This window comes from Haladaptatus pallidirubidus, from assembly GCF_020700235.1.
GTDB lineage: Archaea > Halobacteriota > Halobacteria > Halobacteriales > Haladaptataceae > Haladaptatus > Haladaptatus pallidirubidus.
Window position 1 is genome coordinate 80,293 of sequence record NZ_CP085304.1, and the last position, 13,594, is coordinate 93,886.

The 13,594-nt window shown below is 51.8% G+C and carries 20 protein-coding genes; 13 read left to right on the forward strand and 7 right to left on the reverse strand.

From position 1 onward, the window contains the following. Positions 1-68 precede the first annotated feature (68 nt). The gene (locus LIX15_RS25805) at positions 69-1,514 is read left to right on the forward strand and encodes a restriction endonuclease (protein WP_227778021.1); all 1,446 of its coding nucleotides are present in this window, start codon (positions 69-71) and stop codon (positions 1,512-1,514) included. Between the two features lie 260 nt (positions 1,515-1,774). Here LIX15_RS25805 and LIX15_RS25810 read toward each other — a convergent pair whose 3' ends face one another. Together LIX15_RS25810 and LIX15_RS25815 are read right to left on the reverse strand one after the other, a co-directional pair. Then, a complete protein-coding gene (locus LIX15_RS25810; RefSeq protein ID WP_227778022.1) occupies positions 1,775-2,035 on the reverse strand; it encodes a hypothetical protein in 261 nt (86 codons plus the stop codon). Between the two features lie 207 nt (positions 2,036-2,242). Further along, positions 2,243-2,500 carry a hypothetical protein gene (locus LIX15_RS25815; protein WP_227778023.1) on the reverse strand — a complete coding sequence of 86 codons (258 nt, stop codon included), beginning with the start codon at positions 2,498-2,500 and terminating at the stop codon, positions 2,243-2,245. Between LIX15_RS25815 and LIX15_RS25820 the strand changes: the two genes are divergently transcribed. Further along, complete coding sequence (locus LIX15_RS25820; RefSeq protein WP_227778024.1) at positions 2,499-3,194, forward strand: DUF8159 domain-containing protein; 696 nt, start codon at positions 2,499-2,501, stop codon at positions 3,192-3,194. The two genes, LIX15_RS25815 and LIX15_RS25820, sit on opposite strands and share 2 nt — an antisense overlap. Before the next feature lie 257 nt (positions 3,195-3,451). Continuing rightward, positions 3,452-3,619, forward strand: coding sequence for a DUF1931 domain-containing protein (locus LIX15_RS25825; protein ID WP_227778025.1), 168 nt, complete (start codon positions 3,452-3,454; stop codon positions 3,617-3,619). Positions 3,620-3,697: 78 nt separating this feature from the next. On the opposite strand, the gene LIX15_RS25830 is transcribed toward LIX15_RS25825, so the two are convergent. Then, a complete protein-coding gene (locus LIX15_RS25830; protein ID WP_227778026.1) occupies positions 3,698-3,937 on the reverse strand; it encodes a hypothetical protein in 240 nt (79 codons plus the stop codon). Between the two features lie 171 nt (positions 3,938-4,108). Here LIX15_RS25830 and LIX15_RS25835 point away from each other — a divergent pair, with 171 nt between their 5' ends. Further along, on the forward strand, positions 4,109-4,501 hold the full coding sequence (locus LIX15_RS25835) for an SWIM zinc finger family protein (protein ID WP_227778027.1): 393 nt from the start codon (positions 4,109-4,111) through the stop codon (positions 4,499-4,501). A 56-nt stretch (positions 4,502-4,557) separates the two neighbouring features. On the opposite strand, the gene LIX15_RS25840 is transcribed toward LIX15_RS25835, so the two are convergent. After that, positions 4,558-4,959: a PPOX class F420-dependent oxidoreductase gene (locus LIX15_RS25840; protein WP_227778028.1), complete on the reverse strand. Its 402-nt coding sequence runs from the start codon at positions 4,957-4,959 to the stop codon at positions 4,558-4,560. Between the two features lie 214 nt (positions 4,960-5,173). Here LIX15_RS25840 and LIX15_RS25845 point away from each other — a divergent pair, with 214 nt between their 5' ends. Continuing rightward, complete coding sequence (locus LIX15_RS25845) at positions 5,174-5,494, forward strand: hypothetical protein (RefSeq protein WP_227778029.1); 321 nt, start codon at positions 5,174-5,176, stop codon at positions 5,492-5,494. A gap of 223 nt (positions 5,495-5,717) precedes the next feature. Here the strand turns inward: LIX15_RS25845 and LIX15_RS25850 are convergent, their stop codons facing one another. Then, positions 5,718-6,320, reverse strand: coding sequence for a sulfite oxidase-like oxidoreductase (locus LIX15_RS25850; protein ID WP_227778030.1), 603 nt, complete (start codon positions 6,318-6,320; stop codon positions 5,718-5,720). A gap of 121 nt (positions 6,321-6,441) precedes the next feature. Here LIX15_RS25850 and LIX15_RS25855 point away from each other — a divergent pair, with 121 nt between their 5' ends. The 4 genes from LIX15_RS25855 to LIX15_RS25870 all read left to right on the forward strand — a co-directional run bounded on the left by LIX15_RS25855 (position 6,442) and on the right by LIX15_RS25870 (position 9,346). Continuing rightward, positions 6,442-6,693, forward strand: a complete 252-nt coding sequence (locus LIX15_RS25855) for a DUF8075 family protein (protein WP_227778031.1) — start codon at positions 6,442-6,444, stop codon at positions 6,691-6,693. 313 nt (positions 6,694-7,006) lie between these two features. Further along, complete coding sequence (locus LIX15_RS25860) at positions 7,007-7,624, forward strand: ZIP family metal transporter (protein ID WP_345411172.1); 618 nt, start codon at positions 7,007-7,009, stop codon at positions 7,622-7,624. Between the two features lie 487 nt (positions 7,625-8,111). Next, entirely contained in the window at positions 8,112-8,432 is a 321-nt protein-coding gene (locus LIX15_RS25865) for an epoxide hydrolase N-terminal domain-containing protein (protein WP_227778033.1), read from the forward strand. Beyond that, positions 8,429-9,346, forward strand: coding sequence for an NADP-dependent oxidoreductase (locus tag LIX15_RS25870; protein WP_227778034.1), 918 nt, complete (start codon positions 8,429-8,431; stop codon positions 9,344-9,346). Before LIX15_RS25865 ends, LIX15_RS25870 begins: the two co-directional genes overlap by 4 nt. A gap of 514 nt (positions 9,347-9,860) precedes the next feature. On the opposite strand, the gene LIX15_RS25880 is transcribed toward LIX15_RS25870, so the two are convergent. Further along, complete coding sequence (locus LIX15_RS25880) at positions 9,861-10,100, reverse strand: hypothetical protein (protein ID WP_227778035.1); 240 nt, start codon at positions 10,098-10,100, stop codon at positions 9,861-9,863. 172 nt (positions 10,101-10,272) lie between these two features. Here LIX15_RS25880 and LIX15_RS25885 point away from each other — a divergent pair, with 172 nt between their 5' ends. Beyond that, positions 10,273-10,497, forward strand: a complete 225-nt coding sequence (locus LIX15_RS25885) for a hypothetical protein (RefSeq protein ID WP_227778036.1) — start codon at positions 10,273-10,275, stop codon at positions 10,495-10,497. 6 nt (positions 10,498-10,503) lie between these two features. Next, entirely contained in the window at positions 10,504-10,659 is a 156-nt protein-coding gene (locus LIX15_RS25890; protein WP_227778037.1) for a hypothetical protein, read from the forward strand. A 148-nt stretch (positions 10,660-10,807) separates the two neighbouring features. Here the strand turns inward: LIX15_RS25890 and LIX15_RS25895 are convergent, their stop codons facing one another. Continuing rightward, entirely contained in the window at positions 10,808-11,989 is a 1,182-nt protein-coding gene (locus LIX15_RS25895; RefSeq protein WP_227778038.1) for a M14 family zinc carboxypeptidase, read from the reverse strand. 192 nt (positions 11,990-12,181) lie between these two features. Here LIX15_RS25895 and LIX15_RS25900 point away from each other — a divergent pair, with 192 nt between their 5' ends. After that, positions 12,182-13,120 carry an endonuclease/exonuclease/phosphatase family protein gene (locus LIX15_RS25900; protein WP_227778039.1) on the forward strand — a complete coding sequence of 313 codons (939 nt, stop codon included), beginning with the start codon at positions 12,182-12,184 and terminating at the stop codon, positions 13,118-13,120. Positions 13,121-13,310: 190 nt separating this feature from the next. Next, the gene (locus tag LIX15_RS25905; RefSeq protein WP_227778040.1) at positions 13,311-13,535 is read left to right on the forward strand and encodes an SWIM zinc finger family protein; all 225 of its coding nucleotides are present in this window, start codon (positions 13,311-13,313) and stop codon (positions 13,533-13,535) included. Positions 13,536-13,594: the final 59 nt, after the last annotated feature.

The following is a 13,594-nucleotide window of genomic DNA, read 5'->3' on the forward strand; positions in this document are numbered from 1 at the left end:
TATACCTCCTATATGATACCTAAAATATTACCAATAGAAATACAGTAGTTGGCTGAAATAAATACGGTATGGCTAAGTATGCTACTATTGCAGATTTGGATGAAGACTTAAAAAGAGGATTAGAACTTTCGCTGGTGCCAGATGAACGCTTCCTAGGGGGAACAACTTGCACCGATGCATTTCGTTCAAGTCGTCAGATACGATTAATTCTCACTAACTGGCGTCTCTTTGAATTTGATCCTAAACAGCAACAACCCAAAACGATCATCAACCGGGATGAAATCACTGACGTAGACTATAACACCGGGTTTATAACTAAGAAATTAACAATCTACGGGTCTGGCGGATTTTCAAAAGAATGGGATTTAAATCATACTGGTGCGGATGAATTTGTTGAGGCAATTCGTAGCCAGTCTCAGTATTCCGTATACAATAATTCGAACAGCGCTTCGCAAGATGATTTGGGGAATTTCGAAATATCGATCAATTCTTCATCGATATCTGGTCCCTCTTCTAGGAAGAACATGAGGACGAATCGAACCACTACATCATCTGCTCAACGCTCAGTGTTCGATTTGTCACAGTCTGAACTCACGTCTCGACTGCAAGGAATGGATAACTACGACTTTGAACATTTTGTTGCAGGTTTGTGGGAGAGAATGGAATGGAGTGCACAAGTATCACAGCAGTCCAACGACGCAGGGATCGATGTTATTGCAGAAAAGAAAACTCCATATCCACAAAAGGCAGTGATCCAGGCCAAACGATATTCTGACAGCACTACTGTGGGTGGTCCGAAGATCCAGCAATATGCAAGTCTAAAACAACAAGTGCCCGGTGCTGACTCTACAATCGTTGTCACGACCAGTTCTTTTACCAATTCTGCAGAAGAGCGGGCTAAACAGCTGAATGTGAAAACGGTCGATGGCCAAGGGCTTGCAGCGATGGTCGATGAACTTGATGCTCGTGACTTAGTTTCAGAGTACCTTGACATCCCGATGGAAGTTCACACCGATTCCGAGCCATCGAATCGAGAAGCTGCGATGGCCTTTGAAGAAACGTCGGATCATGAATCCGGTGATCACCTTTCACAAACCAATCGAGACGAATTCGGTGGGACTACTGCCAATCTATCGTCAGAGAGTAACCAGTTTTCACGTGAATATGAATATGATGAAAGAACGGAATCTACCAACGATCAATATAGCGGAGGTATTGAACTGACCAATGATTCTAAGATTGGTGAACACGATGCAGAAGAAGCTGGAAACTGGCACTATGGTATCATTGGCATTTCCTTAATTCTCATTGGGGCCATTGCAGGGAACGCTAGTGCATTATCTGGTTTCCTACTCCTTTTGCTTCCAATAGTAATGTATGTGGATATTCGCAAAGTAAGGAATGTCTCTGGTTGGGAGCCACGAGCATGGCTCTATGTGGTCTTTGCATTTTTCCTTTTCTTCATTTCTGTTCCTGTTTATATTTATTTCAGAAATAAGTCAGTAGGCCTCTAATTACGGAACCTATCCCTCTATCAACAAACCACTATTCGCTCCAAATCCATATCACATGACACGCTCCACCTTCGTCTTGCAAATCCTCTCATCTCCTTATTTGGTATAGATGTCCTCTCAACCACTTGCTTTTCTAACCTTGGTACTGAGGTTAGCATATAATACTAACCATAGCAACCCAAATTCTGAATAAACGTGTCAGCTAAATATTTCTAGGATTACAACTCCACGTTAGAAAACAGTAAATGAAAGTTTATTACTCATACAATCGGCCGGCTACCGCGCCAATCTCGCCAGAATGAGCGAGCAGTGACGAAGACGACGTACAACGACAGGAGGGCAACGGCAATGACAGGAATACCAACGAGCACGAGTCCTACATCACCCATTCCCTCAGCAACGTAGGTACCCATCTGTGCAAGTCGGAATGCAATGAGCCCTCCAAGTAGTGCGACGATTCGAATGACTACTGATTGGTTATCGATCCACCTTCCAAGCATACTGATTCGATTTTGAATCATGAATACACATCCTTAAATCTATAATATAAACTAGATGATCAATTTAAAGATAGTATTTGTACTATTGAGGCAACAAACTCTAACCTTAACACGATCTTTTTTATCAATTCTGTTCTGCTATGTAATGTGTTATCTTTTAACCCATCCATAATTATATACTTACAGAACGTATCTAAATCTGGTAACCAATCCTATGAATTATCGCACCTACTCCAGAAGCATCCCTCTCATTCTCGTTGCACTGATGGTCGTCTTTGCTGGCTGTGCTGGCGACATAACCATTGATACCGAAACTACGACGGCTGCACCCACGACTACTACAGAGACACGAACCACCACAACACAAGACTCAACGCCAACCACAACAACTACTGCTGATTCCACTGTGACAACGAGTACTGAATCAACGTCTACTACAGCTAATGACGGCCCATGGCAGACAACAGAGGAAGAATCAACTACCATGGCTGACGAATCCCAGCAAACAACGACGACTCATGGGCTACAGTCGACCACCACGACAGCGGCTGAAGAGGATAAGACCACTGAAGACAGTGAGGAAACGTCTACTAAGGCCCCTGAACCAGACGGATCAACCACAAAAGCCCTAACACCAGAACCGACAACTGAACCCACATCGACGTCAGAATCGACTTCAACGCCAACCCCTGAAACAACGTCTGAACCGACGCCGACGTCAACTCCAGAAGAAACAACGACTTCGACTCCCGAGAAGAGCGAAGATGACTATCGGGATGAGTTCCTCGCCGAAATCGAATCGAATGGTATCACCGTCGTTCGCTATTCCCATCATACTGGGAGCTCCTTTGTGACTTATGACACGCAGTATTTGAGGGACGCAAATGCTCAACACGAGGAGATGGATGTTATCATCAAGGCATTTGCTGCGGGAGTAGGAGAGGGCTGGCAGACAAACCGTCTTGGTGCAACCATCCAAGAAGGATACGGTGAGCCGTTGGCCTACTACCATATTGAACGGGCATGGGTTGAGCAGTATAACCAGGGAGAGATCAGCTACGACGAACTAAAGGAGAACGTTGACGAGACAGCCGACTGGTTGTATAATGCACCATCAGAATCGACGACTGAATCGGATCCCACTACCACGCCAGAAGATAGCGATAACACCACACAATGAGTGCCTGTCGTGTGTTCGATACACGATGAAAACTGCCTAGCGATTCCAAGATCTTTTGGCGTATCTCCCACAGTAGGAAATAGACGAACACAATAACCAATGCAGACAAGTATCTGCGACTCACCGAGCGCTCACAGCGGGAAACTCGGCCTCATGAATCACTCGAAGAATATCGTCATCAGTGATCCCAATTACTGGTCCTTTTTCAACTATTCTACCACTGGTCTTTTGTAGTATTATCCCCTCTGGGCGCTTGTATGGCCGATTTGATTGTCAAAGCGGCAGTGAAAGACCAGCTTGAAGACCAGAATGTGGCGAGTGACTTCTATGATGCACTCGATGACGAAGTCGCTTCAGTCCTCGAAAACGCCGCCCGTCGGGCTGAAGAAAACGATCGCAAAACCGTCCAAGCGCGCGATTTGTAGCGGTTCACCGCTTCACTGTAGTATCAACCTGTTTTTAGTTTGTCGCTACACAGAACTCATTTCTTTAGCGACTGACCACTACTCCGGTCGAATCCATATCACACGACGAGCCTCGGGCTTCTTCTTGCGAATCTCATCGCTCTCATGGAGACGGCTGAGAACGTTATACGCCGACCGTCGTGACCATCCGAGTTCGTCCGCAATTTCTGCTGTCATGTAGGGTTCGAGCGGACTCATGACCTCTAAGACGGCCTCTTCAGTGTGTTCTTGGACATATTCACCACTCGCATTACGCGCCCTCTTATCGTCCTCTGTCATACCTACTCTTTCATTTTCGCATGACATAAACTTATTCCTTATAGGGAATACGATGGTTTTATTATCTATACCCTATAAGGAATAAGTAGGAAGAACGGTGCCCTCGGGCGTGTAGAAACGCGCCGGGTGCTACAACACCCGGCATCGGTCTTCCGAAGTGCCTAGAAGACCATGTCAACGAAATCGCCTAGTGAACTTGAAGCTGCCGAGACGGCACAGAAACGCGCACAGTGGGAACCGTTCTCCTTCGACGTCGGTGCCCCCGGACTAGTAGAAGTCACCAACGAGAGCCACGAGAACCCCACAGACCACCAGTACACAGTCTCCATCGATGACGTGACCCACGAACTGATGGCCTGTACGTGTCCGTATCACATCCACTGGACTGCTTTCTGCAAGCACATGGCCGCAGTCGAGAACGCAATTGACGATGGGACGCTCGACGCCTTCCCGTCGGAGGACAGCGAAGACGATGCCGACCCAAACGATTGCGACTGTGACGGCCTCGGGGGCTTCCCGTGCTGGTCGTGCGTTCGTACGGGTCGCAAAGAACTGCCGAACTAACCATCGCTTCAATCTGATTTTTCGAAGGAGTGATTCTTTGGTTAAACGAAGCATTTCTAAACAGACCGACTATTGGGGGATCCGTCTTTGTTGATCCCCCAGGAGATAATTCGTGCTGGATGGATCTGTATCCATGACTCATCATAACCCGGGCCAAGATGCGTGCCATCGTCGCGAAATGTTTCGGCACGGCCACGGATTTCGATGCCGCGCGGTTCCCATGGATCGATGCTAGCGAGATCGTCGACAACAAATGCAACCTTCTGGTTCGTTTCGGCATCGTGGAACTTCTTGGATTCGCCAAAATTGAATCCGCCGATATGAATTGTGTCACCATCGGCATCGTAGTGAAAGCCGACGGGGACAACATGTGGTTGGGTGTCCACCCCGACGGTCGCCAGTCGCCCGAGTCGTTGATCGTCTAAGTACGCGATCTCCTTTTCGGTGAACACACTCATGGTATCAACTCTTCTAGAAGAGGTGTTGACGGCTTAACAGTGCTGTCTACCGCCGTATAACCGATACACGTGTGTGAGTCAGGTTCAGTCAGTTAGCGCATGTCCCGGATACCCGGTTCCCGATTTTCTGGAGTTGTTCATCAACAGTGTCGGTTTGATGTGTATTTGCTCTGGCTCGTTGAGCCTGCAGCCTTATATCACATTGATTCTTGTGGTGATCACGAATCGTGTCTCGAAGAAGCGGGAGGACTACACGCAATCGACGCGAAGTGTGGCGGCACTGGAGCGAGCGGTAGATATGGGATTGGCGCGTGCGCCTGGGCAGAGTGTGTCGTATGCGGTGGTTGACGATGCAAAACAGTCGCGTGAGCGGGTGATGTTGGCGAGTGAGGAATTAGACGAGTATGATGTTGGGTTCTATCGGGAGGTGTTGGTTCGTGCAGCAAGTGTGTTATCGCCGCTTGGGTGGCGTGCATCGGATATTGAGGAGGAGCTAGGACAGTATACTGAGTCTAGTTTGGCGTCGTTCGGTTGAAAAACACTGAGCAACGGCCTTGTTGAACCCCCTTACCGGTGATAGGTTTCAGTAACGCTGCTGAATACAGAGCGCGTATCGGTCGCCATGCTGACGTCGAACAGAGATACACAGCGTACAGGGCGTCGAACTCAAGCCCCGAGAAGCCGGGAAGCACTGTATTCTGTATCAGATAGAGACCGGCCATGATGAGATAGCCGAGTATCTGAAGAAAGTCGAGGGATCAGAGCGAACTGTATCGTTCTTCTGCCCACGGATTTGCGGTATTCGAATAGCCACGCAGCTCCCAGTAGCCGCGCTTCGGTTCGGTGAGGAACGTGACGCTCGTGACCCACTTGGCACCTTTGTAGGCGTACTTGTGGGGTGTTACGACCCGGAGCGGACCACCGTGTTCCGAGGGGAGTGGTTGGCCGTCGAGTTCGAGAACAAACAGAACCTCCTCACGTAGACACTCGTCTAACGGGAGATTCGTCGTATAGCCGTCCAGTGAGCCGAACACGACGTGCTCGGCGTCGTCGCGGACGCCTGCTCGCTCGACAATCGTCGGAAACGTGACTCCCGTGAACTCGTTGTCGAACCGGCTCCAGCCAGTCACACAATGGAAATCCTGGAGCTGGGTTTCTCGGGGGAGGTCGTTGAACTCTCTCCACGAATACGTGAGTTCGTTCTCGACAGCACCGGTAACCGTGAACTCCCACGTTTCCATGTCCCACGAGGGTGTTCCACTCTTCGATAGCACCGGGAAGCGTTCGGTTCGTCGCTGTCCCGGCGGCAGTCGATTACCCCCGAACTCCTGATGAATCGAAGTGGCATCTCTGTCTCCCATATTGGGTGCCACGAGGAAGAGATACAAGAATGTGAGTCCTGTGCGTCTCACTTCTCTAGGGCGTGACAACTGTGGAGGGATTTATCTCACTGGCTGCTGTACTATAGTGGAGGTGACGCTTGTGCCTCTCATTCACTTCGAGATGGCGGATTCAACTGAACGAACCCAGATCGGGGAAGGTCTCGTTCGATTCGCGGTGCAGGCCGGACGGTTAGAAACCGGTCACACGGAGGGAAAGTACTTTCTCACCCACGCCGACGGCTGTGGCGAAGACGGTAAGCGAATCAAACCGGGAGACGCGTTCTGCTTCGACACGGAAACAGGCGATATCCTCTGTATCGAGCACTGCCATGAGCGATCTGATGAGTCATGACGTCTGCTCAATCGTGAGCATATTCCCTCACGAAGACCCGTTTTACCGGTTGAATTGCTGGTATAACCAACGGCTGGCTGCCACATCTGTCTTGGTGGTAAAGGGAAAGTTGTGATTCGCTGTGTGAGCACGAGTGTGATACCCTAAGCTCATGGTCTTGAAGTTGCACATCCTTGCGCAAGTCGCGTTATGGGGACTGCTCGCAGGCTCCGGGCTCCTGATCGGCGCAGTGGTCGCTGTCACCTTATACGGTCGCTTCTCCCATCGAATCATTGCTGCTACTATGGGCTTCGGTGGAGGCGTGCTCATCGCCGTGTTATCCATCCAGTTGATGGAGTCAGCATATGATGACGGCGGCCCCATAGCGGCCACGACTGGCTTCCTTTTGGGTGCAACCGCATTCAGCACCATCAACTGGCGCCTGGCGCAGAATGGGGCCAGGCACCGCAACCGTTGCGGCGAGTGCGTCGAGCAACCGTCGGAGACGGAGCACAAAGGGAGTGGGCTAGCGATCGCTGTAGGCGCAGTCCTCGACGGTATTCCGGAGTCCGTCGTGATTGGGCTGTCGCTGCTAGCCGGGGAGAACATCGGCCTTGGACTGGTCGCTGGCTTCTTCCTCTCGAACGTCCCGCAAGGACTCTCAAGTGCTTCCGGCATGAAGAAAGCGGGCCGTTCCAGCAAATACATCTTCAGCCTCTGGACTGGGATTCTGCTGATTAGCGGAATGGCGGCGGCCGCCGGTTACCTCTTGCTAGGCACCGCGAACTCGGCGATTCCCGCCACGATCCTCGCATTCGCGGCGGGCGGAGTGTTGGCCATGCTCGCCGAGTCCATGATTCCGGAAGCTTTCGCGGATGCGCAGCCGTTTACTGGGCTGATTACGGTAGTTGGCTTTCTTGTAGCGTTCCTTATCATCAGAATACCTGCCTAAGCTGTACCAACGATAACCGATTGCTCGCGAGCAGGTGTTCTACTCGTGTTCGTTAGAGGGCGGGACCGACTATCGTGCTATCAAGATACCTGATCTCGTCTTCCCCGTCCAACGTCCCAACGTAGTTATATGGATTTCGTTGTTTCGTACGGTGACTGGAAACAGAGCCGTCCGCCACTGACACTATAGTCCACTTTGCCCGCATGAAATTCATCTCGCATACACACTAATGAGGCCGTACTCGATAACGAGACCATATCTCGTAGTAGGCTTTGATACAACCGGAGCAAGCAGCGGTTGTGGTCTACATGCTGTCGTTCATGCTTTCGACGGCGAATACAGTCCCTTTCCCGTGAGTAACCGAGTCCGATTCGTGATAGGAAACGCTCCCCGTGAGACGATGACAGGCATACTTCGGGGATCGGAGTTCATAACAAAGTAATCCCGCCGCGTCCCTTCCCCATCCTGCCACAGGCGGGAGAATATCATGACGCAAGCTAGTGAACCCGACGTTGAACCCTTCAGCGTCGACGTTCCTGAAGAGGAACTTGATGACCTCCGCCAGCGCATCGTTGACACGCGGTGGCCCGAGGAGGAACAGGTATCGGATTCATCGCAAGGTGTCCAGCTCGCTACGATTCAAGAACTCGCGCGCTATTGGGAGACAGAGCACGATTTCGACCCCGCCACTGGCGAAGTCGCTCAACCTCAGTGCGCTCAACGCACCGTTCGAGCAAGCCTTGGGGAACAGCGCGTTACGCCCACAACGACATTCCAGGTAGCAGACGTAGAGGGAGGTGCCGGATGAAGGCGATTGTGGTGACGGACCAGGCCACGGGAACGGCCGGGATGACGCTGGCAGAGCGGCCCGAGCCGCAGGCAGCGATAAACGACGTCGTTGTTCAGGTTCATGCGTCGGGATTTGTCCCGACCGAGCTGACGTGGCCCTCGACCTGGACCGATCGCCTCGACCGTGACCGAACACCGTCGATCCCTGGGCACGAGCTGGCCGGAGTGGTCAGCGCCCTCGGCTATGGCACGACGGGGCTGTCGGTGGGACAGCGGGTGTTCGGCCTCACGGACTGGACTCGCGACGGCACCCTGGCGGAGTACGCGGCCGTCGAGGCACGCAACCTCGCGCCGCTGCCGGGAGACGTCGACTTCACGGTGGGCGCATCCCTGCCGATCTCGGGCCTGACAGCGTGGCAGGGACTGTTCGAGCACGGCCGCGTTCAGGCGGGGCAGAGCGTCCTCGCGCACGGCGCGGCCGGTGCAGTCGGCTCGATGGTGACGCAGCTCGCACGAGAGGCCGGCGCCTACGTCATCGGCACCGGACGTGCCGCCGACCGTCAGACCGTGCTCGACTTCGGAGCGCAGGAGTTCGTCGACCTCGAGAATGAGGCGCTGGAAGACGTCGGCGAAGTCGATCTGGTTTTCGATGTCATCGGCGGCGACATCGGGAAGCGGTCCGCAGGCCTGATTCGAGCCGGAGGAACACTGGTGTCCATCGTCGGGCCACCCGAGGCGCGGCCCGCCGGCGGCCGAGCGGTCGATTTTGTCGTCAAGGCCGATCGTGCCCAGCTGAGTGAGATCGTCCAGCGGGTCCGGGATGGGCGACTGCGGACAAACATCGGCAACGTGGCGGCCCTCGACGAGGCCGTTGCCGCCTTCAACCCGACCGAGCGAATCAAGGGGAAGACGATCATCAGCGTTCGTCCATAAGGAGGCGGAGACAGCGACCCCGTTACGTCGCAGGCACGATGCACGCATCCCTGAAAAGGATGAGGTCCGTGGTTCAAGTCCACGTGGGCCCACTTCCGAACCTCCCGGCCAGAGATCTCCGGTCGGGAGACCATCCCTCTCAGCCCACTTCGCGGAGTTCGACGTACTCCCGAGACAGTGTGCTATTGTGGCGTGTCATGGTTCAGGAATGTCTTCGGGAACAAGCGAGAACCCCAATGTACGGAAGTCGCTGTCAAAGGCAAAAATATGGTCTACACCATGGTCATCTGCGAGTACGGCGCTTAGGTGATCGACCAGTGAGATTTCTTGGTCGTCATACCGATCGAATTAGTACACGCCGCATCGAATATACCCGCACTGACGGGGAGGATGTTGAACGTCGACGACGCACGTCAGCTGTTCGCACAATAGTCACTCTCCTTCACAGGACAAGATTCTCGTTCTGGGATTCTCATCTGCTGTATCGCTCACTTTCCCTCCTACCAGCGAACCGCTATTCTGGACGAATCCAGATCACCCGCCGTGCTTCAGGCTTCTTCTTTCGAATCTCATCGCTCTCATGCAGTCGAGTGAGAACGTTATACGCCGACCGTCGCGACCATCCCAGTTTGTCCGCGATCTCACTCGTCATGTAGGGTTCGAGCGGTTGCATGACCTCTAAGACGGCCTCTTCAGTGTGTTCTTGGACATATTCTCCGCTCTCATTGCGCGCCCTCTCATCGTTCTCTGTCATACCTACTCTTTCATTTCCGCAGGATATAAGCTTATTCTTTGTAAGGAACACGGTGGTTTTATTACCTATGCCGTATAAGGAACAAGTAGGAAGACCGGTGCCCTCCGGCGTGTGTAGAAACGCGCCGGGTGCTGTAACACCCGGCACCGGTCTTCTGTATCCCGTGAAGACCATGAGTACGAAATCGCCTAGTGAACTTGAAGCTGACGAGACGGCACAAAACCGCGCACAGGCCGAACAATTCGCCTTCGACGTCGATGCCCCCGGACTCGTTGAAGTAACCACCGAGAGTCACGAGAATCCCGCAGACCACCAGTACACAGTCTCCATCGACGACGTGACCCACGAACTGATGGCCTGCACCTGCCCGCACCACGTCCACCGCAACGCATTCTGAAAACACATGGCTGCCGTCGAAAACGCAACCGACGACGGGACGCTCGACGCCTTCCCCTTAGAGGATAACGATTTCGAGTCAGAGGACTGTGACTGCGACGGTCTCGGTGACTTTCCCTGCTGGGAATGCGTGAGAACGGGACGGAAGAAACTGTTGAACTAACGTTTTAGTACTTTTTGTCTGTGCTTCGCCAATTTAGAAGTAATTGCGAGACGAATTGGAGCAGCCGCGACTGTGGGAGGGCCTACATTTGGTCAAACTCTTCGACGTAATTTTGTTTATAGAAATAGAAAAATAGAGTTTGAGTGGGTTACTCCTCGATAGTGAAGCCGTTTGTCTCGCGCTCGGGGAGTTGAGAGACGCTTTCTGGATTTATTTCGTACAGAGATCCAGTTGCAGTCGCTCTAATTGCGGCGAGCAACGAGGTAAACACTTGCTGCATTCGGAATTCACGATCGCCAAGTGTCCCTGTGCTCAGTTCATAGAGAACGCTCCCATATCCGGCTAGCCCATAGCCATTGCGTGCAATCCCTGCATATGTGCCGCCTGGGTAGCGCGAGATAGTTGACTGCTCAAACTCTGTGAGTTCATTATACATAACCGACACAATTTGTTTCGAGAGATCTTGTGCCTCCTCGGATACACCGTCGTTAATCGGCCAGAACAGGGAGCTAGTAACAATATCTCCAGCACCGGAAGCGTCGGGATCTGGCGGGTACGTGCCTCGCTCGTATGCTTCGCCGGGATTTTCCGGATCGAATGTTACATCAGGATCTGTCGTATACGTTCCCTGGCGGTGGTAGTCTACGATCCACTCTGGATCGATTTCTTCAGTAGCACTGAGCACGGCACGGGCTTCTGGCACTGGATTCTCTGGATACTCATCTGGCAGGTTGTTGTAGAGATTACTCTCCGTCCAGTCGAACCAGTGATACCGATTAATATCCCAGCCAATACCTGCATCGTCGGCAGTGTAAAAGCCAGCATCACCGCCAAAGATGTCGTCGCCTTCGCCACGTGCCGGTGCGTCTGTGTCAACGTTGTACCGCTGGCGTGCCACGAATCCATCTGGGTTCACACGGGGAACGATGTGAACTGTTACTTCTTCTAAGAGCTTTTTTGTCTGCCCTTGCTTGCTCGCTAGATGTTGAGCTACTGAAAGAAGTCCTTCGGCGGACGAGATCATCTCGTCGCCGTGCTGTTGGCCGATTGCCATAACATCTGTTGTCTTGAGACACTGCTTATTGCTACTAGCACCGATAGACACAGCATAGATTGGCCGATCTTGGTTTGAACGGCCAATCTCCATCACTGAGACTCGATCCGAATATCGTCTCTCTAACTGCTGTAAGATGCGTTCGAGCTCATCGTTGTCCAGCAGGTCGTCGTTCGCAAGGTAATCTAACGCGACTTCGCGCTTGCTTTGTTTTGCAATTGCTTGTGTGCTGGCGGTTGTCCCCGCGACGAGCAGACCGCCTAATGCTTTGAGCATTGATCGTCTGTTTACTTGCATACTATTATACGATATACTAGTAGATAATTAAATCTATTTACAATGTAAAATATAATTCTAGTATTATATATGGCAGAGGTCTCATTAGATGATATAATACAACATGTTACAATATTTTATTAATTTGATAAATACAAAGTTTTAATTTAAAATAAGACAATCAATAAGAGGATGTCCAAACTACTTTGTAACGAGAATACCGTTGCCAACTCCGACACGACTTCAATAAAACGACGAGCATTCATCGCCAACACAGGGGCAACCGCAGTCGGACTCGGAGCAATGAATTCTGCCAGTGCCGCTGAAGCCAATTCGAATACAAGCAAATCCTTGGAAGACGACACCGATAGCTCAATCAAAGTTCTCAACTGGAATATTTACCATGGCACCGGCATGGATGATAGATATGATCTGCGTCGAATCGCAGACCTAATCGAACGATCTGATGCAGATCTAGTTGGAATTCAAGAGGTAGACAAACATCTGGCGGCTCGAAGTGACTGTGACGACCAGCCAGAACGACTAGCTGAGCTTCTCAACATGCATGTTGACTACGCTGCAAACATCACCAACTATGAGAGCAGTTGCACGAAACAGAGCAGATACGGGACTGCTATCTTGACAAAACGAAAGTATCCCATTCTCAACTCCGAACACTACCTACTTCCATCGCCGCAAGTTGAAGACGGAGCATATAATGAACCACGTGGACTTCAGGAAACTACGGTAAAGATTCACGACGATGAAGTTCGCTTTTACACCACACATCTCGACCACATGTTCAAAGAACGCCGCACAGCGCAGGTGAAGGCGATACTGGACATTACCGGCAATGTCTCCCAGCCACGGATCATAACGGGAGATTTCAATGCTGTACCAAATGCCGACTCGATTACGACCATGATTGGTGAGTATACTGACGTCTTCACAGCCATCGGTAACGGCGATTCGAACACCTATCCTGCTATCTACACCGATTCCACGCCTGAACAACGTATTGATTACGTGTTCATCAGTGACGATCGCATCTCTGTTACAGATGCTGGAATAGACGAAGAAACGCTTGTTTCAGATCATCTCCCTACTTTCGCGACCCTTCAGCTCCGCTGAATCCAAAATGCAACTCTCGAAAGACCATGAGCACGAAACCACCCACAGCCCGTGACGCTGACGAGACGGCAGAGAAACGCGCGTAGGCCGAACAATTCTCCTTCGACATCGATGCTCCTGGACTCATTGACGTCACCAATGAAAGCCATGAGAACCCCATGGACCATCAGTACTCGTTTCCATCGACGACGTGACGAGCGACGCGATGGCCTGTACCTGCCCACACCACGTTCACCGTGACGCCTTCTGCAAACACATGACCGCCGTCGAAACCGCAACTGACGACGGCACGCTTGAAGCGTTCCCGTCCGAGAACGACAACGAGACCGAACCCGATGACTGCGACTGCGAGGGTCTCGGTGACTTCCCGTGCTGGCCGTGCGTGCGAACAGGCCGGAAGGAACTGCCGAACTAACAACGGAAACTGAAGTTGACATTTTCCCACTCATTAACCGGTTGGTGGCTCACTAATTA